This is a genomic window from Phenylobacterium sp., from assembly GCF_025934275.1.
GTDB lineage: Bacteria > Pseudomonadota > Alphaproteobacteria > Caulobacterales > Caulobacteraceae > Phenylobacterium.
The window spans coordinates 40,352-67,116 of the sequence record NZ_JAICYI010000007.1; the positions used below are offsets into that span (position 1 = coordinate 40,352).

Annotated in this window: 20 protein-coding genes; 8 read left to right on the top strand and 12 right to left on the bottom strand. The window is 70.5% G+C overall.

Annotated elements, in window-relative coordinates:
- The first annotated feature begins 19 nt into the window (after window positions 1–19).
- Window positions 20–1,261 carry an LLM class flavin-dependent oxidoreductase gene (locus Q0W60_RS03335; protein ID WP_297692551.1) on the top strand — a complete coding sequence of 414 codons (1,242 nt, stop codon included), beginning with the start codon at window positions 20–22 and terminating at the stop codon, window positions 1,259–1,261.
- 9 nt (window positions 1,262–1,270) lie between these two features.
- On the opposite strand, the gene Q0W60_RS03340 is transcribed toward Q0W60_RS03335, so the two are convergent.
- The gene (locus Q0W60_RS03340; RefSeq protein WP_297692552.1) at window positions 1,271–1,615 is read right to left on the bottom strand and encodes a YciI family protein; all 345 of its coding nucleotides are present in this window, start codon (window positions 1,613–1,615) and stop codon (window positions 1,271–1,273) included.
- Window positions 1,616–1,846: 231 nt separating this feature from the next.
- Between Q0W60_RS03340 and Q0W60_RS03345 the strand changes: the two genes are divergently transcribed.
- Window positions 1,847–3,091, top strand: a complete 1,245-nt coding sequence (locus Q0W60_RS03345) for an MFS transporter (RefSeq protein ID WP_297692554.1) — start codon at window positions 1,847–1,849, stop codon at window positions 3,089–3,091.
- 81 nt (window positions 3,092–3,172) lie between these two features.
- Window positions 3,173–3,601: a hypothetical protein gene (locus Q0W60_RS03350; protein ID WP_297692556.1), complete on the top strand. Its 429-nt coding sequence runs from the start codon at window positions 3,173–3,175 to the stop codon at window positions 3,599–3,601.
- A gap of 61 nt (window positions 3,602–3,662) precedes the next feature.
- Here the strand turns inward: Q0W60_RS03350 and ettA are convergent, their stop codons facing one another.
- Entirely contained in the window at window positions 3,663–5,324 is a 1,662-nt protein-coding gene (gene ettA, locus Q0W60_RS03355) for an energy-dependent translational throttle protein EttA (protein ID WP_297692558.1), read from the bottom strand.
- Between the two features lie 185 nt (window positions 5,325–5,509).
- On the opposite strand from ettA, the gene Q0W60_RS03360 reads away from it, so the two are divergent.
- The 3 genes from Q0W60_RS03360 to Q0W60_RS03370 all read left to right on the top strand — a co-directional run bounded on the left by Q0W60_RS03360 (window position 5,510) and on the right by Q0W60_RS03370 (window position 8,868).
- Entirely contained in the window at window positions 5,510–5,692 is a 183-nt protein-coding gene (locus Q0W60_RS03360) for a CsbD family protein (RefSeq protein ID WP_297692560.1), read from the top strand.
- Window positions 5,693–5,803: 111 nt separating this feature from the next.
- Window positions 5,804–7,399 (top strand): amidase, encoded by a 1,596-nt coding sequence (locus Q0W60_RS03365; RefSeq protein ID WP_297692562.1) that lies wholly within the window; start codon window positions 5,804–5,806, stop codon window positions 7,397–7,399.
- A gap of 203 nt (window positions 7,400–7,602) precedes the next feature.
- Entirely contained in the window at window positions 7,603–8,868 is a 1,266-nt protein-coding gene (locus Q0W60_RS03370; protein ID WP_297692564.1) for a glycosyltransferase, read from the top strand.
- A 54-nt stretch (window positions 8,869–8,922) separates the two neighbouring features.
- Here Q0W60_RS03370 and Q0W60_RS03375 read toward each other — a convergent pair whose 3' ends face one another.
- Together Q0W60_RS03375 and Q0W60_RS03380 are read right to left on the bottom strand one after the other, a co-directional pair.
- Window positions 8,923–10,152, bottom strand: coding sequence for an acyl-CoA dehydrogenase family protein (locus Q0W60_RS03375; RefSeq protein WP_297692565.1), 1,230 nt, complete (start codon window positions 10,150–10,152; stop codon window positions 8,923–8,925).
- A 10-nt stretch (window positions 10,153–10,162) separates the two neighbouring features.
- Complete coding sequence (locus Q0W60_RS03380) at window positions 10,163–11,278, bottom strand: acyl-CoA dehydrogenase family protein (RefSeq protein ID WP_297692567.1); 1,116 nt, start codon at window positions 11,276–11,278, stop codon at window positions 10,163–10,165.
- A gap of 112 nt (window positions 11,279–11,390) precedes the next feature.
- Here Q0W60_RS03380 and pepN point away from each other — a divergent pair, with 112 nt between their 5' ends.
- Window positions 11,391–14,021, top strand: a complete 2,631-nt coding sequence (gene pepN, locus Q0W60_RS03385; protein WP_297692569.1) for an aminopeptidase N — start codon at window positions 11,391–11,393, stop codon at window positions 14,019–14,021.
- Window positions 14,022–14,220: 199 nt separating this feature from the next.
- On the top strand, window positions 14,221–15,978 hold the full coding sequence (locus Q0W60_RS03390) for an ATP-binding protein (protein WP_297692571.1): 1,758 nt from the start codon (window positions 14,221–14,223) through the stop codon (window positions 15,976–15,978).
- A gap of 13 nt (window positions 15,979–15,991) precedes the next feature.
- Here Q0W60_RS03390 and Q0W60_RS03395 read toward each other — a convergent pair whose 3' ends face one another.
- From Q0W60_RS03395 to ccmI, 8 genes are all read right to left on the bottom strand, one after another.
- On the bottom strand, window positions 15,992–18,877 hold the full coding sequence (locus Q0W60_RS03395; protein ID WP_297692573.1) for a bifunctional [glutamine synthetase] adenylyltransferase/[glutamine synthetase]-adenylyl-L-tyrosine phosphorylase: 2,886 nt from the start codon (window positions 18,875–18,877) through the stop codon (window positions 15,992–15,994).
- A 39-nt stretch (window positions 18,878–18,916) separates the two neighbouring features.
- Window positions 18,917–20,320, bottom strand: a complete 1,404-nt coding sequence (locus Q0W60_RS03400; protein ID WP_297692575.1) for a HAMP domain-containing sensor histidine kinase — start codon at window positions 20,318–20,320, stop codon at window positions 18,917–18,919.
- Between the two features lie 21 nt (window positions 20,321–20,341).
- The gene (locus Q0W60_RS03405) at window positions 20,342–21,013 is read right to left on the bottom strand and encodes a response regulator transcription factor (RefSeq protein WP_297692577.1); all 672 of its coding nucleotides are present in this window, start codon (window positions 21,011–21,013) and stop codon (window positions 20,342–20,344) included.
- A gap of 20 nt (window positions 21,014–21,033) precedes the next feature.
- Entirely contained in the window at window positions 21,034–22,599 is a 1,566-nt protein-coding gene (locus Q0W60_RS03410; RefSeq protein WP_297692578.1) for a Do family serine endopeptidase, read from the bottom strand.
- A gap of 145 nt (window positions 22,600–22,744) precedes the next feature.
- Window positions 22,745–23,197: a cytochrome c-type biogenesis protein gene (locus Q0W60_RS03415; RefSeq protein ID WP_297692580.1), complete on the bottom strand. Its 453-nt coding sequence runs from the start codon at window positions 23,195–23,197 to the stop codon at window positions 22,745–22,747.
- Window positions 23,194–25,167, bottom strand: coding sequence for a heme lyase CcmF/NrfE family subunit (locus tag Q0W60_RS03420; RefSeq protein ID WP_297692582.1), 1,974 nt, complete (start codon window positions 25,165–25,167; stop codon window positions 23,194–23,196). Before Q0W60_RS03420 ends, Q0W60_RS03415 begins: the two co-directional genes overlap by 4 nt.
- A complete protein-coding gene (ccmE, locus tag Q0W60_RS03425; RefSeq protein ID WP_297692584.1) occupies window positions 25,164–25,643 on the bottom strand; it encodes a cytochrome c maturation protein CcmE in 480 nt (159 codons plus the stop codon). The genes Q0W60_RS03420 and ccmE overlap by 4 nt, the downstream gene beginning before the upstream one ends.
- The gene (gene ccmI / locus Q0W60_RS03430) at window positions 25,640–26,725 is read right to left on the bottom strand and encodes a c-type cytochrome biogenesis protein CcmI (protein ID WP_297692586.1); all 1,086 of its coding nucleotides are present in this window, start codon (window positions 26,723–26,725) and stop codon (window positions 25,640–25,642) included. Before ccmI ends, ccmE begins: the two co-directional genes overlap by 4 nt.
- Window positions 26,726–26,765: the final 40 nt, after the last annotated feature.

The window sequence follows — 26,765 nt, forward strand, 5'->3', positions numbered from 1 at the left end:
CGCCCGGGAGGATCACGCCATGCGTTTTGGGATCTTCTATGAGCACCAACTGCCGAAGCCCTGGAACGAGGGCGACGAGGCGCGGCTGTTCCACCAGGCCCTGGAGCAGGTCGTGCTCGCCGACCGCCTGGGCTACGACTACGCCTGGGAAGTCGAGCACCACTTCCTGGAGGAGTATTCCCACTCCTCCGCGCCGGAGGTGTTCCTGGCCGCCTGCGCGGCGCTGACCAAGACCATCCGCCTGGGCCACGGCATCCGCCAAGTCATCCCCAACTACAACCACCCGGCCCGTACGGCCGAGGGCCTGGGCACCCTCGACATCCTGTCCGATGGCCGGCTGGAGTTCGGGATCGGCGAGGGCGCGACGCGCCTGGAGCTCGGCGGCTTCAAGATCCCGGCCAAGGAGAAGCGGGCGCTGGCGCTCGAGGCCGGCCGCGAGATCGCCAACATGATGGCGATGAGCCCGTACCCCGGCTACGAGGGGCAGGGCTTCTCCTTCCCCTGCCGCAACATCGTCCCCAAGCCCGTCCAGAAACCGCATCCGCCGATGTGGATGGCCTGCACCAACCGCGACACCATCAAGGTGGCGGCGGCCAATGGCCTGGGCGCGCTCGCCTTCTCGTTCGTCGATCCCGACGAGGCCCGCACCTGGGCCGAGGTCTACTATGGCATCATCAAGTCCGAAGAGTGCGTGCCGCTCGGCCACAGCGTGAACGCGAACCTGGCCATGGTCTCCAATTTCTCGGTCCACCCCGACCGCGACGAAGCGATCCGGCGCGGCCAGGAGGGCTTCGAGTTCTTCGGCTATGCGGTCAACGCCCTCGTCGCGCACGACGCCATCCCGGGCCGATCCACCCTGTTCGAGGATTTCCAGAAGTCGCGCGCCAAGAGCGACGAGGAGATCATCGCCGCCCGCAAGGCGAGCCAGCGCAACGCCAACGGCATCGGCACGCCCGACGACATCCGCGACCACATCCGCGCCTTCCAGGCGGCCGGCGTCGATCAGGTGATCTTCCTGCAGCAGGCCGGTCGCAACAGACACGAGCACATCTGCGCCTCGCTCGAGCTGTTCGCCGCCGAAGTCATGGGCGAGTTCAAGGCCGAAGCCGCCGAGCGGGAGGCGAAGAAGGCAAGTGAGCTCGCCCCCTTCATCGAAGCCGCCATGGCCCGCAAGCGGTGGATGGTCCCGCTCGCCGAGCACGAGATCCCGGTGGTCCCCGCCTCGCGCCCGCGCGCCCAGATCAACGAGGCCGTCCGGTAGTCGCGGGCTTCAGGTCCACAGCGGGCGCACCTCGACGACGCCGTGCTCCGAGGCTGGGCAGCGCTGGGCCCAGGCGAGCGCCGCCGCCATGTCGGTCGCCTCGATGAGGTAGAAGCCGGCCACCTGCTCCTTGGTCTCCGCGAACGGACCGTCCATGACGACGGTCTTGCCGCCCTTGGTCTGAATTGTCTTGGCCGTCTCGCTCAGCGCCAGCCGGCCGCTCGCCACCAGCCGCCCCTCGTCCGCCAGCGCCTTGGTGAAGGCCTCATAGGCCGCCATGTGGCGGGCCTGGACGTCCGCGGGGAAGCTCGCCCATTGGCCCTCCTCGGCGTTCAGCATCAGCATGTATCGCATCGTTCGTCTCCATCTCGCCGGACGCCCAGGCGCGCCGGTCGCCAGGATGACGGCGCGCCGCCAGCTCGGCCGACATTTTTCGCAAGCTTGACTTCGTAACAGCGTTCGGCGTCTAAGGGCCGCAGGTGGGCGGCGCGGCGGCCGGATCAATCCAGCTCACCCGAAGCCCCGTGCGGCGCGCCTCGCGCCGGCGGCCTGCGGCTGCGGCCGCATCCCGGTTCCGGACTTCCGATGAAACCCCGACCGCTCTGGCGCGAGCGCGACTTCCGCCGCCTGTGGATCGCGCAGTCCGTTTCCGACTTCGGCGCGCGGATCACCCGCGAAGGCCTGCCGATGATGGCCGTGCTGGGGCTCGCCGCCTCGCCGGCCCAGCTCGGCCTCCTCGCCGCGCTGGCCAGCGGGCCCACGCTGATCGCGGGCCTCGCGGCCGGCGGCCTGGTGGACGCCCGGCGGCGGCGCCCGCTGCTGGTCGCCGCCGACCTCGTCCGCGCCGCCGTGCTCGTCACCATCCCCCTCGCCGCCTGGATGCACGCGCTGACCATCTGGCAGGTCTACGCCGCCGCCGCCCTCGTCGCCGGGGCCAGCGCCGTCTTCGACATCGCCGACCATGCCTACCTGCCGACCCTGGTCGAGCGGGCGCGGCTCACCGAAGCCAACAGCCGGATGGCCGCCACGGAATCCCTGGCCGAGATGGGCGGCCCCGCGCTCGCCGGCGCCCTGTTCCAGTGGTTGACCGCGCCCTTCGCGGTGGCGGTCAATGCGGCGACCTACCTGGCCTCCGCCGTCTTCCTCGCGCGCATCGAGGCGCCGGAGCCCGCGCCCGAACCCGAGCGACGGCGGCGCCGGCGGCTGGAGGGCCTGCGCACCGGGCTGGCGACCGCCTGGGAGCACCCGGTCGTGCGGCCGATGCTGGTCACGGCCGCCGTGAGCGGCCTGTTCGGCGGCGTGTTCAGCGCCACCTACATGATCTTCGCCCTGAACACCCTGGGCCTGCGCCCGGCGCTTCTGGGCCTGATCATCGCCTGCGGCGGGGCCGCCTCGCTGGCGGGCTCGGCGATCGCGCGCCCCCTGTCCGAGCGGATCGGCATCGGCCCGGCGATCATCGCCTCGGGGTTGATCGCGGGCGCGTCCAGCCTGCTGGCGCCACTCGCGGGCCTGGCGGGAGCATTGAGTGCGGCCTCCCTGATCGGCGCCCAGCTCCTGGGCGACTCGTTCGGCGTCGCGGTCATCATCCTGGCGGTGAGCCTGCGCCAGAGCCTGATTGCGCCGGAGCGCCTCGGCCGGACCGGGGCGGCGTTCCAGGCGATGGCCGGCGGCGGCGCGCTGATCGGAGCGCTGGGCGGGGGTTGGGTCGCCCAGACGATCGGGGTCCAGGCCGCGCTCTTCATCGCCGCCGCCGGCCTGGCGCTCGCGCCGCTCATCGGCCTCGTCTCGCCGCTGCGCGATTTTCGAAAGATTCCGGCGGCTTCGGCCTGAGGCCGGAAACATACGGCGTCGCTTGTTGGTTAGAGCGGTCAGCGCCCGTGACGGCGCGTCTCTGTCTCGAGGGAGAAAACGATGAAAACCTTTGCTCTGGCGGCCGCCGCGCTCGCCATGGCCTTGACCGCAGGCGCCGCCGACGCCAAGGCCCGCCACCACCACGCCAGGCATCACCACCATCGCGGGGCCGGCATGGCCGTGGCTTCGCCGCCGCAGCCGATCCCCTACGCGCAACTGGATTCGTACCTCAAGGCCTCGCCGAGGGTGCGCGCGTCGCGTGACTGGTGGTCGGGCTCCAGCTTCGCCTCCACGGGCACGAGCGCCAACGCCTCGACGACCACCGAGACGCCGGCGGCGCCGGCGGCGAGCACCACCGAGACAACGCCCGGCGCATCGACGGGGGCCACGGCTCCGAACCAGACGACCGGCGCCTCCACGGCGCCCGGATCGCCGGTCAACCCGACTCCTCCGGCGACACCGCAGCCGCAGTCGACCTCGCCGCAATAGGACGCTTCCAAGAACGCCTCCCGCCCCGGCGGGAGGCGTCGATCCGGCCGCCCGCCGCGCTCTACCGGGTGAACTTCTGGAACTTGATGCGGTGGGGGATAAGGCTGTCGGTTCCCAGCCGGCGCTTCTTGTCGTCCTCGTAGGCCTCGAAGTTGCCCTCGAACCACTCCACGTGGCTGTCGCCCTCAAAGGCCAGGATGTGGGTGGCGAGCCGATCGAGGAACCAGCGGTCGTGGCTGATCACCACCGCACAGCCGGGGAAGTCCTCCAGCGCGCTCTCCAGCGCCTGCAAGGTTTCCACGTCGAGGTCGTTGGTCGGCTCGTCGAGCAGGATCACGTTGCCGCCGGCGGCCAGGGTCTTGGCCAGGTGCACGCGGTTGCGCTCGCCGCCTGAGAGCAGGCCCACCTTCTTCTGCTGGTCCGCGCCCTTGAAGTTGAACGAGCCGACATAGGCGCGAGACGGGATTTCACGGCCGCCGACCTTCATGATGTCGAGGCCGCCGGAGATCTCCTGCCAGACGTTGTGGTTCGGGTTGAGGCTGTCGCGGCTCTGGTCGACGTAGGCAAGCTTCACCGTTTCTCCGAGCTTCACGGCGCCCGCGTCCGGCTGCTCCTGGCCGGTGATGATCTTGAACAGCGTCGACTTGCCCGCGCCGTTCGGCCCGATCACGCCCACGATGCCGCCCGGCGGCAGCTTGAACGTGAGATCCTTGAACAGACACTTGTCGCCATACGCCTTCTCCAGGCCCTGCGCCTCGATCACCGCATTGCCGAGTCGAGGGCCCGGCGGGATCTGGATCTGGGCGAAGGTCTGCTTCTGACGCTCGGCGGCGTTGACCAGCTCGTCGAAGGCGGCGAGGCGCGCCTTGGACTTCGAGCGCCGGGCCGAGGGCGAGGAGCGCACCCACTCCAGCTCGCGCTCGATGGTCCGCTTCTTGCCCGCCTCCTCGCGCTCCTCCTGGGCGACGCGTTTGGCCTTCTGCTCCAGCCACGAGGAGTAGTTCCCCTCGTAGGGGATGCCCTTCCCCCGATCGAGCTCCAGCGTCCACTTGGTCACCTGGTCCAGGAAGTAGCGGTCGTGGGTGACCAGGATCACGCAGCCCGGGAAGACCTCCAGGTGATGCTGCAGCCACGCCACGCTCTCGGCGTCGAGGTGGTTGGTGGGCTCATCGAGCAGCAGCATGTCGGGCTTGGAGAGCAGCAGGCGGGCGAGCGCCACGCGCCGCCGCTCGCCGCCGGAGAGGTTGTCCACCTTCCAGTCGTTGGGCGGGCAGCGCAGGGCGTCCATCGCCATCTCGATGCGACTGTCGATGTCCCAGAGATCGCCCGCGTCCAGCTTCTCCTGCAGCGCGGTCATCTCCTCCATCAGCTCGTCCGAGTAGTCCTCGCCGAGCCTGGCCGCGATGGTGTTGTACTCATCAAACAGGCGCTTCTCCTCGCACCACGCGATCACGTTGCCCCAGACGTCGAGCTGATCATCGAGTTGCGGCTCCTGCTCCAGGTAGCCGCGCTTCACCCCATCGGCGGCGAACGCCTCGCCGGAGAAGTCCTTGTCGAGGCCGGCCATGATCTTCAGGAGCGTCGACTTGCCGGAGCCGTTGACGCCGACCACGCCGATCTTGGCGTCGGGGTAGAACGACAGCCAGATGTTCTCGAACACCTTCTTGCCGCCCGGATAGGCCTTCGTCAGGCCCTGCATCTGGAAAATGTATTGCTGCGCCATCTGGCGTCCGGTCGCTCGCTGGGTTGAGAGGGAATGCGGGGCAGGCAGATAGAGGCGGCCTGTCGTCTTCGCAACCGGCGGAGCTGGCTCGACCGTAGGAACCCGGCCGCCGGTCTTCGCGTAAGTCCCTGCGAGACGGGGCGAATTTCGCCTCCTCACCGGTGACACGCAAAGAGGACGAGACCATGCACAAGGATCAGATCAAGGGCACGGCGAAGGACGTGAAGGGCTCCGTGAAGGAGGCCGCCGGCCGCGCCATGGACGACCCCGAAATGGAAGCCAAGGGTAAGGCCGAGAAGGTCACGGGCAAGATGCAGAAGGGCGTCGGCGACGTGAAGAACGCCGCCCGCAACGCGCTGAAGCACTAGGCTAGACCCTTCCGTTGGGCGCAGGGCCGCAGCCCCGGCTGCGGCCCTCTTCTGTTGCGCGGCGGGACGGCGCGGCTAAGGTTCAGCGTTTCAGGAGTCCGGGGGCGTTCGATGTGGAAGGGGATCGCGCTGGCGGCAGCGGCGATGTTGACCATGGCTGAGACCGGCCAAGCGCAGCCTTTGACGCCCTATTCCTCGGCGGCGGACGAACAGGCGGCCATGACCGCGGGCGCGATCACCTCGCAAGCCCTGGTGCGCCTCGACATCGGCCGTATCCACGAGATCGACCGGGCCGGGCCCAAGCTCAACAGCGTCATCGTGATCAATCCGCACGCGCTCGACGAAGCCCGCGCCATGGACCGCGAGCGTCGGGCCGGGCATCTGCGCGGGCCCCTGCACGGCGTGCCGATCCTGCTGAAGGACAACATCGAGACCGCCGACGGAATGCCGACCACGGCGGGATCGCTGGCGCTCGCGGCCAACCTGACCGGCAGGGACGCGCCGATCGTGGCGCGCCTGCGCGCGGCCGGAGCGGTCATCCTGGGCAAGACCAACCTCTCGGAGTGGGCGAATTTCCGCTCGACCCGCTCGATCTCCGGCTGGAGCGCGGTGGGCGGGCTGGTGCGCAATCCGCACGGCCTCGACCGCACCGCTTGCGGCTCCAGCTCGGGATCGGGGGCGGCGGTGGCGGCCGGCATCGCCGCGCTCGCCATCGGCACCGAGACCGACGGCTCGGTCACCTGTCCGGCCGCGATGAACGGGATCGTCGGCCTGAAGCCCACCGTCGGGCTGGTCTCGCGCCGCTTCATCGTGCCGATCTCGCCCGAGCAGGACACCGCGGGTCCGATGACCCGCACGGTGGCCGACGCCGCCGCCTTGCTCGCGGCCATCGCGGGCTCGGACGCCGCCGATCCGGCCACCAAGGAGGCCGATGCGCACAAGGCCGACTACGTCGCCCTCCTCGACCCGAAGGCTCTGGCCGGGGTCCGCATCGGCGTGGTCCACGGCGTGGTGCGCGACTCCCCGCAGACCGAAGCCATGTTCCAATCGGCGCTCGAGGCCATGAAACGGGCGGGGGCCGTGCTCGTCGACGTCAAGAGCCCTGACGAGGCGACGGTCGAGAAGATCGACGAAGGCGAGTTCGACGCCCTCGAGACCGAGTTCAAGGCGGCGATCGACGCCTATCTCGCGACGACGCCGGCGGCGGTGAAGACCCGGACGCTCGCCGAAATCATCGCCTTCAACAAGGCCGAGCCGCGCGAGATGCCGCTGTTCGGCCAGGAGATCTTCGAGCAGGCGCAGGCCAAACCGCCGATCACCGACCCGGCCTACCTGGAGAAGCGGGCCACGCTGCGCCGCCTTGCCCGCGAGGCGCTCGACAAGATGCTGGCCGAGGGCAAGGTCGCCGCGCTGGTGGCGCCCAGCGGCGGGCCACCCTCGATCGTGGATCCGGTGAACGGCAGCCGCTTCTTCGGCTCCTTCTCCAGCCTGCCGGCGGTCTCCGGCTATCCGCACCTGACGGTGCCGATGGGCGGCGTGGACGGACTGCCGGTCGGCCTTTCCATCGTCGGTCCGGCCTGGTCGGAGGCCCGGCTGCTGGCGATCGGCTTCGCCTTCGAGCAGGCGACCCACGCCCGGTTCCATCCGAGCTTCCAGGCCAGCCAGGCGCTGCGCCCGGACGTCGCCCGGGCCTACGATCCCCGCTGATCGGGACGTTGCGGCTCGGCAGCGGGCGCGCAGGAAGTGATGACGCCTCGGGCCGAAGGCTGCTACGAGGAGCGTTCGCCGCTTCGGCGGCGGGCGTAAGTGGACGAAGGACGCGACCCCTGGCCAGACTCTGGAACTCCTCAGGCCTTCCTGCCGGCAAGCGCGTTGCGAAAGCCAAAGGCCGCGAACGCCACGCCGCCCTGGTGCTCGCCGCCTCCTCCAGTGTGGAGAAGCGCCAGGCCCGCCGCGCGCTCGGGCTGGGCGCGCCGGGATCGGCCAGGCTCGTCAAGTTCAACCCGGGCGAGGTGCCGGCGTTCGGCGGCGTCGAGCCGGCGAGCTTCCACCTGCTCGACACGACCATGATGTATGCGCCCCGCTCGGGCGGCGTGAAGCGTTACCTCACCGCCAAACGGGCGTGGCTGGAGCGGCGGCGGCCCGACATCCGCGAGACCCTGGTGGTGCCGGGCGCCCACACCCGCGCCGAAGGCCCGGGGCTGGTCACCGTGGCCGCCGCGCGCCTGCCGTTCGGCGACGGTTACCGGATGCCGGCCAGCGTCAACAAGTGGGAGACGGTGCTGAAGGTCCTGCAGCCGGACATCATCGAGGCCGGCGACGTCTTCGTGCCCGGCCATGCGGCGCTGGAGGCCGGCGACGCCCTGGGCGTGCCGGTGGTCGGCGTCTGCCACACCGACGCCGCGGCGCTGGCGGCGTTGCACCTCGGCGATTGGGCCGAGGCCCCGACCTTCAACTTCTGGGCCCAGGCCTACTCCCGCTTCGACCAGGTGGTGGCGCCGAGCTACCACACCGCCGCGCGCCTCGCGGACGCCGGCGTCGATCGGGTGAGCGTTCAGCCTTTCGGCGTCGACACCGACCTCTTCCATCCGAGCCGCGGCGACCGTGCGCGGCTGGTCCGGCGCCTTGGCGTGCCCGCCGAGAGCCGGCTGCTGGTCTTCGCCGGCCGTCCCGCCCGCGAGAAGAACGTCGAGAGCATGATCGAGGCTGTCGAACGGCTAGGCGATCCCTACCGGCTGGTTCTGGTCGGCGCGGGCCACGGCTCGAAGCCGTCGTCGCAGGTCCTTTGCCTCGACTTCGAGCGCGAGCCTCAGAAGCTCGCCGGCCTGATCGCCTCCTGCGACGCCTTCCTGCACGCAAACGAGAACGAGATCTTCGGCCTGGTCGTGCTGGAGGCGATGGCCGCCGGCCTGCCGGTGGTGGGGCCCAACAAAGGCGGCGTCGGCGAGCTGATCGACGACAGCGTCGGCCAGCATGCCCGCAGCTCGGATCCCGACCACCTCGCCCAGGCGATCGAGGCTCTGTTCGCCCGCGACGTGATCGCGATCGGCAAGGCCGCCCGGCTGCGCGCCGAGACGCGCCACACCTGGGACCGCACCTTCGAGGGGCTCACCAAGCTCTACGCCGACCTGATCGGCCGCGCGCCCCACCGCGCAGCGCTGGCGCTCACGGCTTAGGCTTCCCCTCCCGTCCACGGGAAGGGCTCTCTTTCGCTGCGCGGGACAGGAAGGCTACCGGCCTCTGGGCAGGTCCTTGAAAGCCACCTCCTTGTCGACGCGGATGTCTTGCGGCAGGCCCAGCACCCGCTCGGCGATGATGTTCTTCAGGATCTCGTCGGTGCCGCCCGCGATCCGCATGGCGGGCGCGCTGAGCAGGGAGGCCTGGAAGGCGGCGTGGAGCGGAGCAAGCTGCGGGTCGCTGACGATCCCGTACTGATCCAGCATCTCGAGCGCGGTCGCCGCCAGGTCCTGCATCTGCATGGCCGAGACGATCTTGCCGATCGAGTTCTCCGGCCCCGGCGTCTCGCCGCGGGAGAGCGCCGTCAGGGTGCGGTTGCGGGTGTGCTTCAGGCCCTCGGTGGCCACGTACCAGTCGGCGATCTTCTCGCGCAGCGCCTGGTCCTTGATGGCCGGAGCGCCGTCGAGACCGCCGACGTCGCGCGCCGCCTCCATGAATTCCCGCCAGCCCGCGCCGGAGGGTCCGCCGACCGCCAGCCGCTCGTTCATCAGGGTGACCAGGGAGACGCGCCAGCCGTCGTTGACCGCCCCGACCCGCTGGCTGTCCTTCACGCGCACGTTGGTGAAGAACACCTCGTTGAACCCCGATCCGCCCGACATCTGGTGGATGGGCCTGACCTCGATGCCCGGATCGTGCATGTCGACCCAGAACATGGTCAGGCCTTTGTGCTTCGGGGCGTCTGGATCGGTCCGCGTGACGACAATCCCGTAGTCCGAGAACTGGGCGCCGGTCGTCCACACCTTTTGGCCGGAGATGATCCAGTCACCGGAGCCGTCGCTCGCCCGCTCCGCACGAGTCCGGGCGGCCGCCACGTCCGAGCCGCCGGAGGGCTCGGAGAACAGCTGGCACCAGATCTCCTCGCCGCGCAGCGCCGGGCCGACGAAACGCTTCTTGGTGTCCTCGTCGGCGAACGCCATCACCGTCGGCACGCACATGCCGAGCCCGATCTGAAAGGGGTTCGGCGGCACCGGGCGCCGGGCTTCCTCCTGATTGAAGATCACCTGCTGGATCGGCGTTCCGCCGGGGGCGCCCCACTCCTTCGGCCAGGTGATCTGGGCGTAGCCCGCGGCGGCCTTCTTGGCCTGCCAGGCCTTGGACGCGGCCATGCTGTCGCCGCCGCCCTCCCAGTCATCCGCCACCGCGGACTTGGGCGCGTTCTTCGCAAGCCATTCGCGGACACCGGCGCGGTAGGCTGCTTCTTCGGGGGTGTCGTTGAAGTCCATAGCGTGATCCTCAGGCCGCGTTGCGCCGTTCCAGCTGCGAGACCAGGCGCTCCTTCCAGGCTCGCGGGGCGCCGGCCACCAGCCGCAACTGCTGCGCGCGCTTGTAGTAGAGGTGGCAGTCCATCTCCCAGGTGTAGCCGATCCCGCCATGGGTCTGGATGTTCTCCTTGGCGGCGAACCAATAAGCCTCGGAGGCGGCGATGCGGGCGGCCGCGGCGGCGAGGCTGAGCTCGGCCGCATCGGTGTTGAGCGCCCAGGCCCCGTAGTAGCTGTTGGAGCGGGCGAGCTCGTTCTTCACGTAAACATCGGCCAGCTTGTGCTTGATGGCCTGATAGGAGCCGATCGGGCGGCCGAAGGCGTAGCGCTCCAGCGCATAGGTCTTGGCGGCCTCCAGGCACTTGTCCGCCCCGCCGAGCTGCTCGAACGCCAGCAGCACCGCCGCGCGATCGAAGATCTGCTCCACCAGCGAGAAGCCTTCCCCCGCGGGCCCGAGGCGCTCGGCGGGCGCATCCTTGAAGGTGAGCTTGGCGGCGTCGCGCGCGGGATCGAGCGTCGAGACCGCCTCGCGCGCCACGCCCGGGCCATCCAGGCGGACGAGGAAGAGCCCGGCCTTGCCGCCCTCCTTCGCGAGCACGACCGCGAGATCGGCGATGTCGCCGTCGGCGACCGGGATCTTGGCGCCGGCGAGCTTGCCCCCGGAGACCGATGTCTGCACGGCCCCGGGCGTCAGCGGGCCCGGGCCCTCCGACGTCGCCATGCAGCCGATGATCTCGCCGGCGGCGATCTTCGGCAGGATCTCGGCTTTCTGCGCCTCCGAGCCCGCCAGCATGACCGCTTCGGCGAGGAAGTAGACGGTCGATGCGAAGGGAATTGGGGCCACGGCCCGGCCCAACTCCTCGGCGATGACGCAGAGCTCCAGGTGTCCAAGGCCCAACCCGCCATTCGCTTCCGGAATGGCCGCGCCCAGCCAGCCCTGGCCGGCCACCGCCGTCCAGAGGTCGGCGTCGTAGGCCTTCGCCTCGTCATCCAGCACCTTGCGGACCCGGCTGGCCGGAGAATTCGCCTCGAGGAACTTCCGGGCCTCGGACTTGAGGAACTTTTGCTCGTCGGAGAAGTCGAAGTTCATGCCGGGCCGTCCGCTTGTGGTCGCCCGACCATGACGCCGGGCGCGGGAGCTGAAAAGCGTGACCTCGCGTCATCGGCTTCCGAACTCCGCCGCCAGGGACTAGATGACCGGGATGCGTACAGAGACCCCCCAGCCGATCCGGCTCGCCGACTACCGTCCCCCCGCGTTCCTCATCGACGAGGTGCGCCTGGATTTCGACCTTTCGCCGAACGCCACCCGCGTGAAGGCGAAGCTGCAGGTGCGCCGCAACGGCGAGCACAAGGAGGCGCTGAAGCTCAACGGCGAACGCCTGAAGCTCGTTTCGGTCGCGATCGACGGGCGACGGCTGGCGGAGGGGGAGCGCCAGGTCGACAGCGAGTTCTTGACGGTCCCGAGCCCTCCCGACGAGTTCGTGCTGGAGACCGATGTCGAGATCGACCCCGCGAACAATAAGGCCCTCGAGGGCCTCTACATGTCGGCCGGTCGCTTCTGCACCCAATGCGAGGCGGAGGGGTTCCGCAAGATCACCTACTGGCCCGACCGGCCCGACGTGCTGTCGCGCTTCACCGTGCGCATCGAGGCGGACAGGGCCTACCCGCGGCTGCTCTCCAACGGCAACCTGATCGAGTCAGGCGAGCTTCCGGGCGGACGCCACTACGCGGTCTGGAACGATCCCTTCCCGAAGCCCTGCTATCTGTTCGCCTTGGTCGCCGGCGAGCTCGATGTGCTGGAGGACAAGCTTGTCACCATGAGCGGCCGCACGGTCGATCTCCGCATCTACGTCGATCCCGGCATGGCGCCGCGCGCCGCCTACGCCATGGATGCGCTGAAGCGCGCCATGAAGTGGGACGAGGAGACCTTTGGCCGCGAATACGACCTCGACCTGTTCATGATCGTCGCGGTCCGCGACTTCAACTTCGGGGCGATGGAGAACAAGGGGCTGAACATCTTCAACTCCTCGCTGCTGCTGGCCGACCCCGAGACCGCCACCGACATGGACTACGAGCGCATCGAAAGCGTCGTCGCCCACGAGTACTTCCACAACTGGACGGGCGACCGGATCACCTGCCGCGACTGGTTCCAACTGTGCCTCAAGGAGGGCCTCACCGTCTTTCGCGACCAGAGCTTCTCGGCCGACCAACGCGGCCACGCCGTGCAGCGGATCAAGGACGTCAAGGCGCTCCGTGCGCGGCAGTTCGCCGAAGACCAGGGGCCGCTCGCCCATCCGGTGCGGCCGTCCAGCTACCTGAAGATCGACAACTTCTACACCGCGACCATCTACGAGAAGGGCGCCGAGGTGATCCGGATGCTGCGGACCCTCATCGGACCGCAGCTGTTCCGGAAAGGGATGGACCTCTACTTCGAGCGTTGGGACGGGCACGCCACGACGGTCGAGGAGTTCATCCGCTGCTTCGCCGAAGCCTCCGGGCACGACCTCGCGCCGTTCTTCGCCTGGTACGAGCAGGCGGGCACGCCGCGCCTCAGCCTCGCCTCCCGCTACGACGCGGCGGCCCGGACCCTCGAGCTGGAGCTCCGCCAGGAGACGTCGCCCACGCCTGGCCAGCCGAACAAGAAGCCCCTTCCCGTGCCGCTGCGGATCGGCCTGCTCGACCACGACGGCCGCACGCTGGCGTTCGAACGCGGCGGCGAGGCGCTGGATGAGACCGTCATCGTTCTGGACGAGGCCAAGGCGAAGGTGACGCTGGCCGGCGTCGATCGGCCGCCGGTCATCTCGGCGCTGCGCGGGTTCTCCGCCCCCGTCGTTCTCGCCACGGACGCCGAGCCGAAGGACCGCTACATCCTGCTGGCCGCCGACGCGGACCTCTTCAATCGCTGGGAGGCCGGCCAGGCGCTGGCGCGCGAACTGATCCTGGCCCGCGCCAGCGGCAAGGCTGACGAGGTCGGCGAGGAACGCTTCGCCGAGGCCATGGGTCGCGCGCTCTCGGATCAGGCGGCCGACCCTGCGTTCAAGGCGCTGCTGCTCGCCCTGCCCTCCGAGCCCGACCTGGCGCTGGTCATGAGCCCGGCCGATCCGGCTGTAATCCACGAGGCGCGCGAGGCGCTCCGGAGCCGCCTTGCGGCGCACTTGGAGGAGGCGCTCCGCCGCCTGCACACGGGCTTCCAGGAAGCGGGCGAGTTCTCGCCTGACGCCGCCGCCGCCGGCCGCCGCGCCCTGCGCAACGCCGCGCTCGACATGCTGGCCGCCAATCCCACCGCGCGCACGGCGGAGCTGGCCGACGGTCATTATCGCGGCGCCGGCAACATGACCGACGCGATCGGCGGCCTCACCGCGCTCATGCTGATGGGCGGTCCCGAATACGAGAAGGAGTTGGCGGACTTCTACCAGCGCTGGCAGTCCGAGCCGCTGGTGGTCGACAAGTGGTTCGCCTTGCAGGCTCGCGACCCCGACGAGAGCGCGCTCGGCCGGGTCGTCGGGCTCACCGCGCATCCCGCGTTCGATTCCAAGAACCCCAATCGGCTGCGGGCGCTGGTCTCGACCTTCGCCAATTTCAATCCGGTCCGGTTCCACGACCCGAGCGGGGCGGGTTACCGCTTCCTGGCCGACCAGATCCTGGCGACGGACCGCTTCAACCCGATGGTGGCGGCCCGCCTGGTGGACCCGCTCGGCGGCTGGCGCCGCTACAAGCCCGAGCTCGGCGCGCTGATGAGGGGCGAGCTGCAGCGGATCCTGGACACCGAGGGCCTCTCGAAGAACGTCTTCGAGCTGGTCAGCCGCGCGCTTGGCGAAGAGTCGGTGGCCTGATGGGCCGTCGGGACCAATGAGGGATTAACCCGCGCCGCGTATTGTCCCTGCCGATACCGGTGACTCGGGACCATTGCGGGGGACTCGGAGCTTGGGGAGGCGGCCTGGCGACAGGGCGGCGGCAGATGCGGAAGCCCGTGCGGAGGTGATCGCGCCGCCTTCCGGGCCGCCGCGGCCCCGCTTCATGCGCCTGGCCGCGATGGCTGGCGCAACCCTCGCGGCCGCCTATGGCGCAGCGGCCTGGCGTTTGCTGCGCGGGCCAGAGCCCGCGGCTCCGGAGGTCCTCGCCTGGCTCGCGGCGCCGGCGGCGATCGTGAGCCTGCTCGCCGTGCTCTTCCTGCTGGAGGGACGTCGGCTGGTGCGCCGCTACGCCGCCTATAGCGAAACCGAGGCGCGCTTCCGCACCGCCGTCGAGGCCGCCCGCTGCGGCATCTGGGAGTGGGACCTGGTCAACGACCGCGTGTTCATGTCCGACGTCACGGCCGCGCTGTTCGGCTGGCGCAGCGGCGAGGTCGACGGCCAGCAGGTGCTGGAGCGGGTCGCGCCCGGACACCGCGACGGCCTGCGTGACGCCCTCGGCTCGGCGGCCATCTACGGCGGCTTCGACATCTCCTTCCGGGTCCCCAGCCTGACCGGCGGACGCCCCGTATGGATCGACGCCCGGGGCCAGGGTTTCGGCCAGGCGCCGGAGGGCGGCTTCGCCCGGATCATCGGCGTGGCCCTGGACGTGACCGAGGAGCGGATGGCTCAGGCCCGCGCCCAGTCGGCGGAAAGCCGGCTGCGCGACGCCATCGAGAGCGTCTCTGAGGCCTTCGTGCTGTGGGACCGGCAGGGACGGCTTCTGATGTGCAACAAGAACTATCGCAGCTTCTTCCGGCTGGACGCGCAGGCGCTGAAGCCCGGTGTCGCGCGCGAGCAGGTCGACCGCATGGCGGGGCTCGCCATCCGCCGCGAGCTGCCGGCGGCCGACGAGCGAAAGGGAGTCCGCGAAGTCGAGCTGGCGGACGGCCGCTGGGTGCAGATTTCCGAGCGCCCGACCGACGAAGGCGGCCTGGTGGTCACCGCCGCCGACATCACCGCGCTCAAGGGCCAGGAGGAGGCGCTGAAGCTCAACGAGCAGGAGCTGCGCCGCGCCGTCGCGAACCTGGAGCGCAGCCAGGAGCAGCTGTCCGAGCTGGCCCGCAAGTACGAGGCGGAGAAGGTCCGCGCCGAGGCGGCCAACCGGGCCAAGAGCGAATTCCTGGCGAACATGAGCCACGAGCTGCGCACGCCGCTCAACGCCATCAACGGCTTCTCGGAGATGATGGTGGCCGAGATGTACGGCCCGCTCGGCGATGGCCGCTACCGCGACTACGCCCGCGACATCCTGGACTCAGGTCAGCACCTGCTCGCGCTGATCAACGATATCCTCGACATGTCGAAGATCGAGGCCGGCAAGATGAGCCTTCGCTTCGAGCCCGTCGCGCTGGAAGAGGTCACGGAGGACGCCGTGCGGCTGGTGCAGAACCGGGCCGAGTCGGTCGGCCTTGAGCTTCGGATCGAGTTCCCGGATCTGCCCGAGGTGGACGCCGATTACCGGGCAGTGAAGCAGGTGCTCCTCAACCTGCTCTCCAACGCCATCAAGTTCACGCCTCGCGGCGGGCGCGTCATCGTGAAGGCCGACCTGCGCGACGATCCCCGCGGCGAGCGCGTCAGGGTCAGCGTCCACGACACCGGCATCGGCATCTCGGCGGAGGACCTGGAGCGGCTCGCCCGACCTTTCGAGCAGATCGAACACCAGCATGCCAAGACCCAGCAAGGGACCGGCCTCGGCCTGGCTCTGACCAAGGCGCTGGTGGAGATGCACGGCGGCGTGCTCGATCTCAGGAGCGCCCCGGGCCAGGGCACCGCGGCCAGCTTCTCGCTTCCCGTCCGGCAGTCCGACGAGGCCGAGTTCCGGGCCGTCGCGGCCGGCTGAGGCTATCCGTCGGTCACGGCCGGACGACGGCTTGATACGCCTCCCGCGCCGCGCTGCGAACGGACGCGAGTCGGCGCGTCAAGGCGCGGAAGTCCTGCGCCCCGCCGGCGCGCGCCAGGAGCTTCCGGAACGCCGGCGGCTCGTGCGTGGGATCGGCTGGATCGTCCAGCGCCACCTTGAGCAGCTGCGTCAGATCCTGCTGCAGCCGCCAGGCCTCCTGCAGGGCGGTCAGCGGCTTGGCCGGCGCAAGCTCCGACGCTCGCGCCGCGGCAAGCGCCTGGGCGGTGTTGGGGTTCAATGGGCCGCCGCCAGCCGCGGCCGCCAGCTGCAGGTATTGGGCGGCGAACTCGATATCGACGAGGCCGCCCGGCGAAAGCTTCAGGTCCCACTCGCCCTTCGGCGGGCGCTCCCGCTCCATCAGCTCGCGCATCTCGCGGACCTCGCGCGCGGTGCGGGCGCGCTGGCGCGGCCGGCGGAGCGCCGTCTCGATCGCCGTGCGGGCGGCCTGCGCGAACGCCCCGGAGGTCGACCAGACGACCCGGGCGCGGGTGAGCGCCATCAGCTCCCAGGTCTCGGCCTGGCGCTCGTAGTAGTCGTCGAACGCCGCGAAGCTCACCGCGACCGGCCCCTTGGTCCCCGACGGCCGCAGCTGCATGTCGACCTCGTAGAGCCCGCCCTCCGCGGTCGGCGTGGAGAGCGCCGCGATCAGCCGCTGCGTGAAGCGGCCGAAGAAGGTCGCCGCATCCCAACCCTTGACGCTGGAGACCGCCGCCGGATCGGCCCCGCGGTAGAGCGTCATCAAATCAAGGTCCGAACCCGCGCTCATCTCCCGCGAGCCGCACTTGCCGAGCGCGACCACCGCCACCTCGCCGTCGAAGGCGCCGCCCAGCCGCTCCGTCTCGGCGAGCGCCGCGGGCGCGAGCGCCTCGATGCAGACGTCGGCCAAATCGGCGAAGGCCTTGCCGGCGGTCTCGGCGCTGGCCGCCCCGCTCATCACCTGCACGCCGACGCGGAACGCCTGCTCGCGGTGCACGCGGCGCACCGCGTCCATGGCCGCCTCGAACCCCTCGGCGCGCGCCACCGCCGCCCCGACCGCCGCCCGGTCCTCGGCGATGTCGATCGGATCGAAGAACGCCGGGTCGAGCATGGCGTCAATCGCGGCCGGCCGCCGCGCGAGCGTGGTTGCGAGGCGCGGCGCAAAAGCCATCACCTCCACCACCAGGCTGAAGAGCCGCGGCACGGCCAGGAACAGCGACTGCAGCTGCACCCCGGTCGACAGGCCTGCGAAAAAGTCCGCGAAGCGGTTGAAGGCGACGTCCGGCGCCCCCGTGGCATGACAGGCGTCGAGCAGCCGCGGCGCGAGCCGCGTGAAGAGTTCGCGCCCCCGCTCGGTCCGCGTGGCGGCGATGTGGCCGTGGTGCCACCCGCGAATGGTCTGCGCCACGCGGGCCGGGTTCGAAAAGCCCATCCGGCCGAGCGTCGCCAGGGTCTCGGGGTCATCCTCGACACCGGTGAACACGAGGCTGCCGAAACGGGACGACAGCGGCTCCTCCGCCGGGAAGAGCTCGGCGTATCGGGCGTTGACCGCCTTCAGCAGCCGGGTGACCGCCGCATCGAAGGCCTTCAGCCGATCGTACCCCGCGAGGGCGGCCACGCGTCGCCGGTCCGCGTCCGCCTCGGGCAGGCGATGGCTCTGCTCGTCGCCGATCATCTGCACACGGTGCTCGAGCGCGCGCAGCCGCCGATAGGCCTCGGCGAGCTCGCCGGCGGTCTCCGCGTCGACGTGCCCGGCGTCAGCCAGCGCCTGCAGCGCATCGAGCGTCCGCCGGCTGCGGAGATCCGCATGCCGGCCGCCCAGGATCAACTGCTGGGTCTGGACGTAGAACTCGATCTCACGGATGCCGCCGCGGCCAAGCTTGAGGTCGACGCCGGCGGCGGTGACCCGCTCGTCCACCTTGTAGGCGTGGATCTGGCGCTTGATGGAATGGATGTCGGCGATGGCGGCGAAATCGAGGTTCTTGCGCCAGATGAACGCCGAGAGCTCGCCCAGGAAGGCCTCCGCGGCCGGGAGGTCGCCGGCGCAGGGCCGGGCCTTGATGAACGCCGCGCGTTCCCAGTTCTGGCCGACGCTTTCGTAGTACTCGAGGGCCGCGGGCACCGGCACGGCCGGCGGCGTGGAGGCGGGATCGGGCCGCAGCCGCAGGTCGATCCGGAAGACGTAGCCGTCCGAAGTCCTGGCCTGCATCAGGTCCGCCAGCCGATGCGTCAGGCGGACCGCGAACGCCTGCGGCTCGACGCCTTCGGCCAGCGGCAGCCGCTCGGGGTCGTAGAAGACCGAGACGTCGATGTCGCTGGAATAGTTCAGCTCGAACGCCCCCTGCTTGCCCATGGCGATGCAGAACCAGCCGGGGACCGGGCCGTCGGCGCCTTCGCCGAACCGGGTCAGACGCCCGGCTTCCAGCTCGCCGCGCGCCGCGATTGCGAGCGCCGAAGCCACAGCCGCGTCGGCGAAGCGGGTGAGCGCGCCGGTCACCTGGTCGAGATCCCAGACGCCGCCGAGGTCCGCGAGGGCGGTCAGCAGGTGAAGCTCGGCCTTCCGTCGCCGAAGCTCGGCGCCGCCCGCCTCGGGGTCGAGCGCGCCGGCCGCTTCGGCGCGGGCGAGGATTTCCTGCAGGCGCCGATCCGGCGCGTCGGCGAGCAGCGCCGCCAGCCGCGGGGGATCGCGCCGCGCGAGGCTGGCCAGATAGGGCGAGGCGCCGAACACCGGCGCGAGCGCGGGCCAGGCCGCCTCCAGCGGCGGCGACCACACCGTCTCAGCGATGGTCTCGCGGGCGCGCTCGACGGCCAGCTTGTCGAGCACCGGTCCGCAGGGTCTGAGCTGTTCGCCGAGTGAAGCCATCACGCCTAATTGCCAGGGTGCGAGCGCACCGGCCAGCGACTAGGCCGCGCGCGGCAGGATCAGAGCCACCCGCAGACCCGGCCCGCTGTCGCCCACCTTGCCCGGCCCTTCGTCCAGCTCCAGCCGGCCGCGATGCGCCTCGGCCACGGCGGCGACCAGGGAGAGGCCGAGCCCCGCGCCCGGCTGATTGCGGCTGTTCTCCAGCCGCACGAACCGCTCGATCACCCGGCCGCGGTCCGCCTCCGGCACGCCCGGACCGGTGTCGGTCACCGAGAACTCCACCTCGCCCGAGGAACGGCGGCGCACCCTGAGCATGATGGCCCCGCCCTTCGGCGTATACTTGACGGCGTTGTCCAGCACATTGGCGATCGCCTGGGCCAGGAACTCCTTGTTGCCGCGACTCTGGAGACCCTTGGTGAGCTCGGCGGCGAAGTCGATGCCCTTCTCCTCGCAGAGCGGTTCGTAGAGTTCGCAGATGTCGGCGGCGAGCTCGGCGGGGTCGAAGACAGCCGGGTCCGGCGCGGTCCCCGCCGCCTGCAGCCGGGCGATGGCGAGCACGGTGACGAAGGTCATCAGCACCCCATCGGTGTCCTCCAGCGCCTGCGCCAGCGCGTGAGTTGGATCACCCCTGCCGGCTTCCACGTCGAGGTAGGCGGCCTCCAGCCGGGCGCGCAGACGGGTGAGCGGCGAGCGCAGGTCATGGGCGATTGCGTCGCCGGCGTGCTTGTGTCCCGCCATGGAGCGCTCCAGGCGGTCGAGCATCTCGTTCAGCGCCTGGGCCAACTCGTCGAACTCGTCGCGGGCGCCGCGGACCGGCGCGCGTGCTGCGAGATCGCCTCCGCGAACCGCGTCCAGCACCACCGTCAGCCCGGTCATGCTGCGGCTGACGTTGCGACTCATCAGCACCCCCCCGCTCAGGCCGAGCACGATGACCAGCAGGCCCGCGCCCCAAAGCGCGCGCACGACGCTGACGACGTAAGCCTCGTCCTCGCCGACGTCGGCGCCGACGAACAGGATCTCGCCGCCCGAAAGCCGCTCCTGCAGGCCGCGGGCCGGATGCTTGATCATGCGGCCCTGCAGCGTCTGGTCGAGGATCGAGAAGCTCTTCCACGTGGGTTGCCCGCCAAACCGGTCCACCGGGCTCTCCTCGATCGAGCCGGAGATCCGCTTGCCGTCCTTGCTCATCAGCAGATAGAGGAACGGCCGCTCGCTCGCGGCGCGCTCGATCAGGGACTGATTGACCGCATCCAGGCCCGCGCGGTCGTAGGCCGCGACCAGCGAGCGCATCTCCTGCTGGATCTCGCGGTCGGTCCGTCGCGTCGCCTCGCCCGCGGTCGCCACGTAGATGTAGGCCAGGAGCGCGAAGGCCACCGAGGCGAACAGCGCGAGGAACAGCAGCGTCAGCCGGAACGGCGCCGTTCTGAAGATGCGCGGCAGGCGCATGTGGCGAGGCGCCGTTCGCGCCTAGGCGTCCAGCCGGTAGCCCGCGCCGCGGACCGTTTGCAGCATCGGCCGGTCGAACCCCCTGTCGATCTTCGAGCGGAGCCGGGAGATGTGCACGTCGATGACGTTGGTCTGCGGGTCGAAGTGGTACTCCCAAACCTTCTCCAGCAGCATGGTGCGGGTCACCGACTGGCCGGCGTGACGCATCATGAACTCCAGCAGCTGGAATTCGCGCGGCTGCAGGTCGATCTCCTTGCCCTGACGCTGGACGGTCCGGGCGATGAGGTCCATCTCCAGGTCGCCCACCTTCAGCACCGTCGCGACCGAGCCGGTCTCCCGCCGCCGCGACAGCGCCGCGACGCGGGCGATCAGCTCGGCGAAGGCGTAGGGCTTGACCAGGTAGTCATCGCCGCCGGCCTGCAGCCCGGTGACCCGGTCGCCGACCTCGCCCAACGCGGAGAGGAAAAGGACCGGGGTGCCGTCGCCCTGCCGGCGTAGCGTCTCGACGAGCTTCACCCCATCCATCTTCGGCATCATGCGGTCGACGATCATGACGTCGAACGCGCCGGCCTGGGCGGCCTTCAGCCCGTCCTCTCCGTCGGCCGCCTGGACGCACGCGTGGCCGGCTTCGGCCAGGCCGCGCACCATGGCCTCGGCCGCCTCGCGATCGTCTTCGACAATCAGGATCCTCATCGCCCGCCCCCGAGCCGAACCTATTTGATCTTGAGCGCCAGGAAGGCCGTCCGGCCGCCGCGATAGACGCCGACCAGCACGCTCTGCCGGCCGGCTTTGCGGGCCTGCTCGACGACCGCTGCGACGTCGGCGGCGGCAGCCACCTGGCGGTCGCCGGCGCGCACGATCACATCGCCGCGCCGCAATCCCTTGTCGCCGGCGTCGGAGGATTCGTCGACCGAGGTGACGACCGCGCCGTGCACGCTGGCGTTCAGCCCGAGCTGTCGGCGCAGCGCCTCGTCGAGCGGGGCCAGCCGCATGCCGAGCACCGCCGGCGCGGCGGGCGTCGGCGCGGCCTGCGGACCGCTGCCGCTCGAGCCGGGGCCGTTGTCGTTGGCCGCCAGCTCCTTCTCCGAGGGCCGCACGCCCGAGCGCACGTCGAACGTGCGGTGACGCCCGTCGCGGATCACGTCCAGGTGCAGGATGTCGCCGGGCCGCATCTGGGCGACTTCGCGGGTCAGCTCGGAGGAGGTCTTCACCTGATGGCCGTTGATCGAGACCACCACGTCGCCCGGGAGCAAGCCCGCCCGCTGCGAGGGTCCCCCCGGGACGAGATCCGAGACGATCGCACCCTTCTGGTCTCCGAGCCCCTGGGCTTGGGCCATTTCGGTGGTGAAGTCCTGGATCGTCGCGCCGATGTAGCCACGCTGGATCGCGCCGCCGTGCACCAGCTGCGAGGTCACCTTCTCGGCGACGTCCGCCGGAATCGCAAAGCCGATCCCGACCGAGCCGCCGGTCGGCGAGAAGATCGCGGTGTTGACCCCGATCACCCGGCCGTAGATGTCGAAGGTCGGGCCGCCGGAGTTGCCGCGGTTGATGGGGGCGTCGATCTGGATGTAGTCGACGAAGGTCTCGCCAATGTTGCGGCCGTAGGCGGAGACGATGCCGGCGGTCGCCGAGCCGCCGAGCCCGAAGGGATTGCCGACGGCGATCACCCAGTCGCCGACGCGCGGCCGGGCCGAATTCTCGAAGTTGACGAACGGGTAGGGTCCGCCGGTGACCTTGATCACCGCCAGATCGGTCGCCTCGTCGCGCCCGACCACCTTGGCGTCCAGCTCACGCTCGTCCTTGAGCACGACCTTGATGCTCTCGGCGTTCTCGACCACGTGGTTGTTGGTGACGATGTAGCCGTCGGGGGAAACAAAGAAGCCGGAGCCGGAGGACTGCTGGGTGGGGAGCTTGGGCTGCCCCTTCTCGGTCCGGCCGCCCTGCGGCGGGCCGCCGCCCTCGTCGTCGTCGCCCCCGCCGCGCGGCACGATATCGAACGGCAAGCCCTCGAGGCCGGGGATGCGCCGCAGCAGGCTCGGATCGACGCGGCTGGTCACATTGATCGAGACCACCGCCGGAGAGACCTTCTCGAAGATGTCGGCGAACGACATGGGCGCGCCCGGGGGCGGCGCGAAGATCGGCGCGGTCGAGGCCTTGATCACCTGCCCCTGGCCGGCGTGGGCCGAGGGCAGCTGCATGCCGGCGCCGGCCACTGCGGCGACCATGACGCCGGCGCCGGCGACGGCGCCCAGTAGGTAACCGGACTTCTTGGAGGTCATAAGTCTTCTTTCCTTCGGCGCGCCTGGCGGGGAGGCCTGCGCGCCACACAAAACCTAGGTTCGATGCACGAGAGCGCAATGGCTCTCAAGTTACGGTTAGGTCACCCTGCCCTCGGCTTTCCGTCGGTTCTTAGGCGCAAAGATGTCAGGTCCGGCCGTCCTGCGATAGCCGCTGCAATCGCGCGCGCTCGGCTTCCGAAAGCTCGTCCTCGGGCTGACGGTTCCTCAGTCGCCCGAGAAGCAGCACAACGCCCAGGCCGACCACCAGGAACGGCCCGGCCCAGAGCGCCAGATTGCCCGCGTCGAACGAGGGCCTGAGCAGCACGAACTGGCCGTAGCGGTCGGTCAGGAACTGCTTGATCTCGACGTCGCTCTTGCCGGCCTTCACCTGCTGCCTGACGATCTGGCGCAGATCGTGCGCGAGCTCGGCCTGGGAGTCATCGATCGACTCATTCTGACAGACCAGACAGCGCACGTCCTTGAAGATCGTCCGGGCGCGCGCCTCCTGCGCCGGGTTCGGCAGGCGTTCCGACGGATCCGAGGCGGCGGCGATGCAGAGCACGCCGGCCAGGGCCGCAAGCGACGCCCGGACCCTCACGCCGGCTGCTCCCGCCGGCGGGGCACGCCGATCCGCAGCCGCCGGTCCGAGAGCGAGATCGCCCCGCCAAGCGCCATGATCACGGGACCCAGGAAAATCAGGCTCGCGAGCGGATTCCAGTAGGCGCGGATCAGCCAAACCGGCCCGCTCGCGCTGTCCCGCCGCTCGCCGAGCACGATGTAGAGGTGGCTGAACCCGCGGTTGCAGATGGCCACCTCGGAGGTCGTCTGGCCGCCGGCCAGATACAGCCGCCGTTCCGGCTCGCCCACGCACACCGGATGGCCGTCGCGGGTCGCCGCCACGATCGCCCGCTCCGCGTCGTAGTTCTTGCCCTCGATCGGGCCCACGTCCTTCAGCACCAGGTGGTAGGCGCCGACGTTCAGCGCGCCGCCGATCGGCAGCGTCTCGGCCGCCTCGGCGCGCCAGGTGGTTTCGAAGGTGGCGCCCAGGACGAAGACGCCGAGTCCCAGATGCGCGAGCGTCATACCCCAGGCGCCGCGCGGCAGGCTCACGAGCCTGCGCCAGCTCTCCAGCGCGGGCGCGCGGAAAGCCCGCGTGCGCTCGACGAGTTCGGCGATCGCGCCGGCGATCAGCCAGGCGCCGAGCGCCAGGCCCAGGGCTCCGAACGCCTTGCGCGGATCCTCCATCGCGTAGACCGCCAGGCCGGCGGCGAGCGCGACCAGAGCGGCGATCCAGAGTCTTTGGCTCACCCCCAGGGCGTCGCCGCGCTTCCAGGCGAGCAGCGGTCCGGTCGGCAGCAGCAGCGCCAAGGCGGCCATCAGCGGCATGAAGGTCAGGTTGAAGTAGGGGGGGCCGACCGAGATCGCCTCGCCCGTCATGGCTTCGCGGATCAGCGGATAGAGCGTGCCGAGCAGCACGGTCGCGGTGGCGGCGGCCAGCAGGATGTTGTTGAGCACCAGCGCGCTCTCGCGGCTCACCGGAGCGAAGACGCCGCCCTGGCTCAGGCCGGGTGCGCGCCAGGCGAAGAGGGCGAAGCCGAGGCCGGCTGTCACGCCCAGGATGATCAGCAACAGGACGCCCCGCTTCGGATCCACGGCGAAGGCGTGGACCGAGGTCAGTACGCCCGAGCGCACCAGGAAGGCGCCCAGCATGGAGAAAGTGAAGGCCGCCAGACCCAGGAACACCGTCCAACCGGGGAGCGCCCCGCGTTTTTCGGTCACCACGGCGGAATGCAGCAGGGCGGTGGCCACCAGCCAGGGCATGAAGCTCGCGTTCTCGACCGGATCCCAGAACCACCAGCCGCCCCAGCCCAGCTCGTAATAGGCCCAGAAGGAGCCGAGCGTGATCCCGATGGTGAGCAGGCTCCAGGCGGCGAGCGCCCAGGGCCGCACCCACCTCGCCCAGGCGGCGTCCACGCGCCCTTCGATCAGGGCCGCCACGGCGAGCGAGAAGACCACGCTCATGCCGACGTAGCCCGAGTAGAGGAATGGCGGATGGACCGCCAGCGCCGGGTCCTGCAGCAGCGGGTTCAGCGAGCGGCCCTCGACGGGAGGGTTGACGAGCCGCACGAACGGGTTGGACGCGAACACCGTGTAGGCGAGGAAAACCGAGCCCAGGCCACCCTGCACGGCGACCGCCGTCGCCTTCAGTCCGCGCGGCAGGTTGCGTCCGAAGAGGGCCATCGCCGCGCCATAGGCCGTGAGCGCGAAGTCCCAGAGCAGCATGGAGCCTTCGTGGCTGCCCCAGGTTCCGGCCACCTTGTAGAGCAGCGGCTTCTCGGTGTGGGAGTTGGCCGCGACATTGGCGACCGAGAAATCCGAGACCACGAACGCGTGCATGAGCAGGCCGAAGGCGACCGCCGTGGCCAGGAAGGCGGCGAAGGCCGCCCCCTCCCCGGCCGCGGCGAGCACGGTCGAGCGGCGGACACGCGCGCCGGCCGACAGCCCCAGCTGAGCGATGGAGAGCGCGAGGCCGAGGATCAGGGCGAAGGCGCCGAACTCGGCCATCACGGCTTCTCGTAGGCCGGCGTCGCGCCGTCGCCCCGCCACTCGCCCTGCTTTTTCAGCTGGTCCGCGAGCTGCTTGGGCATGTAGCGCTCGTCGTGCTTGGCGAGCACCGTCTTGGCCTCGAAGATCCCGTCGGGACGGAAGGCGCCCACGGCGACGATCCCCTGCCCTTCGCGGAACAGGTCCGGCAGGTCGCCACGGAAGACGACCTTGTCGGCCATCGTCTGGTCGGCGACGGTGAAGTCCACCTCGCCGTCCGATCGCTTGCGCACCGAGCCCGGTTGCACAAGCCCGCCGAGTTGGACTGAGCGGCCCGGCGCCGGCTTGGCCGCCGCAGCCTGAGAGGGCGTGTAGAAGAACGAGATCGAGCCGCGCAGGCCCCAGAGCGTGAGCCCCACCGCCAGCGCGAGCACCGGGGCGATGGCCGCGATCAGGCTCAGGCGGCGGCGGGCTTTCGGGGACTTCGGCAACAGGCTCATTTCATCGGCTCCGCCCTGGCGGCGGCGTCCAGCGACTCCAGGATGTCGGGCCGCGTCCTATACCGCGTCTTAGCCTCTTTCAGGGCGGCGTCGCGCGCACGGGTCTCCCCGAGCACCGAGTAGGCGCGCACCAGCCTGACCCATCCGTCGGGGTCATCCGGATTGGTTTTCAGCTTCTGCGCCAGGCCCGCGACCATGCCGCGGATGGCGCTCATCTGGCCGGCCGAGAACTGCGGCGGCGCGGCCGCCGGCTTGCCCTCCTCCTCGGCGATCGCCTGCGTCAGCGCCTCGCGACGCGGGTCGCCGGCGGGAAGCTCGCCCACGAGGCTGCGCCACTCGGCGAGCCCGCCCGCCTTGTCGCCGGACTCGATGCGCGCCCGCGCCAACTGGAAGCGCGCAACCACCGCATGCGGATCGCGCTTCAGCGTCTCCTGGAAGGCGTTCTTCGCCTCATCCGTGAGCTGGCCGCCGGCTTCGACGACCAGGGCTTCTCCGAGCATCTCCCAGAGATCCGCGCGGTCGGGGGCGAGGGCGATCGCGTGGCGCAGCGCGCGGACAGCTTCCGCCGGGTTCTGCGAGGCGCCCTCGGCGAGCGCGAGGTAGCGGAAGCCTTCCGGGTCGTTCGGCCGCTCGGCCGTGAGCTTCTTCAGGACCGCGGCGAGCTCCGGCGGATTGAGGGTCGCCGGACTGGACGCGAGCCAACTCCGCATGCGCTTGGCGAACGGCTGGTCCGGCATGCCCGGCGAGCCCAGGCCCACATAGACGCCGAGCGCCAGCAGAGGCGCCAGGATCACGGCCGCCAGCACCGCGCGGCGGGCGGCGCGATCGGCGGACCACGCCGGCTGCGGCGTATCGGCGGCGGCCAGCAGCCGGCGCGCGGCCTCGGCGTGGGCGGTCTTGCGTTCGGCCTCGCCGATCAGGCCGCGCTGCGCGAGCTCGTCGATCTCGGCGAGCTGGCGGCGGTAGAGGACGGGAGTGGGATCGGCGGCCTCGCCAGATGCGGCGGCCTTGGCGGCGCGGCCCAGGATGAGGAAGGCTGCGGCGGCCGAGAGCACGCCGGCCGCAACCCAGAACAGGATCATGGGCGCCGTTTAGCGGAAAGACCTCACCGGCGCGAGTGCG

Bases quoted from the DNA above. Each gene is read 5' to 3' on its own strand.
- Q0W60_RS03350 (WP_297692556.1), top strand. From the start codon at position 3,173: ATGAAAACCTTTGCTCTGGCGGCCGCCGCGCTCGCCATGGCCTTGACC.
- pepN (WP_297692569.1), top strand. From the start codon at position 11,391: ATGCGTACAGAGACCCCCCAGCCGATCCGGCTCGCCGACTACCGTCCC.
- Q0W60_RS03390 (WP_297692571.1), top strand. From the start codon at position 14,221: ATGGCTGGCGCAACCCTCGCGGCCGCCTATGGCGCAGCGGCCTGGCGT.
- Q0W60_RS03395 (WP_297692573.1), bottom strand. From the start codon at position 18,877: ATGGCTTCACTCGGCGAACAGCTCAGACCCTGCGGACCGGTGCTCGAC.
- Q0W60_RS03405 (WP_297692577.1), bottom strand. From the start codon at position 21,013: ATGAGGATCCTGATTGTCGAAGACGATCGCGAGGCGGCCGAGGCCATG.
- Q0W60_RS03380 (WP_297692567.1), bottom strand. From the start codon at position 11,278: ATGAACTTCGACTTCTCCGACGAGCAAAAGTTCCTCAAGTCCGAGGCC.
- Q0W60_RS03345 (WP_297692554.1), top strand. From the start codon at position 1,847: ATGAAACCCCGACCGCTCTGGCGCGAGCGCGACTTCCGCCGCCTGTGG.
- ccmE (WP_297692584.1), bottom strand. From the start codon at position 25,643: ATGAGCCTGTTGCCGAAGTCCCCGAAAGCCCGCCGCCGCCTGAGCCTG.
- Q0W60_RS03375 (WP_297692565.1), bottom strand. From the start codon at position 10,152: ATGGACTTCAACGACACCCCCGAAGAAGCAGCCTACCGCGCCGGTGTC.
- Q0W60_RS03365 (WP_297692562.1), top strand. From the start codon at position 5,804: ATGTGGAAGGGGATCGCGCTGGCGGCAGCGGCGATGTTGACCATGGCT.
- ccmI (WP_297692586.1), bottom strand. From the start codon at position 26,725: ATGATCCTGTTCTGGGTTGCGGCCGGCGTGCTCTCGGCCGCCGCAGCC.
- ettA (WP_297692558.1), bottom strand. From the start codon at position 5,324: ATGGCGCAGCAATACATTTTCCAGATGCAGGGCCTGACGAAGGCCTAT.
- Q0W60_RS03340 (WP_297692552.1), bottom strand. From the start codon at position 1,615: ATGCGATACATGCTGATGCTGAACGCCGAGGAGGGCCAATGGGCGAGC.
- Q0W60_RS03360 (WP_297692560.1), top strand. From the start codon at position 5,510: ATGCACAAGGATCAGATCAAGGGCACGGCGAAGGACGTGAAGGGCTCC.
- Q0W60_RS03410 (WP_297692578.1), bottom strand. From the start codon at position 22,599: ATGACCTCCAAGAAGTCCGGTTACCTACTGGGCGCCGTCGCCGGCGCC.
- Q0W60_RS03335 (WP_297692551.1), top strand. From the start codon at position 20: ATGCGTTTTGGGATCTTCTATGAGCACCAACTGCCGAAGCCCTGGAAC.
- Q0W60_RS03400 (WP_297692575.1), bottom strand. From the start codon at position 20,320: ATGCGCCTGCCGCGCATCTTCAGAACGGCGCCGTTCCGGCTGACGCTG.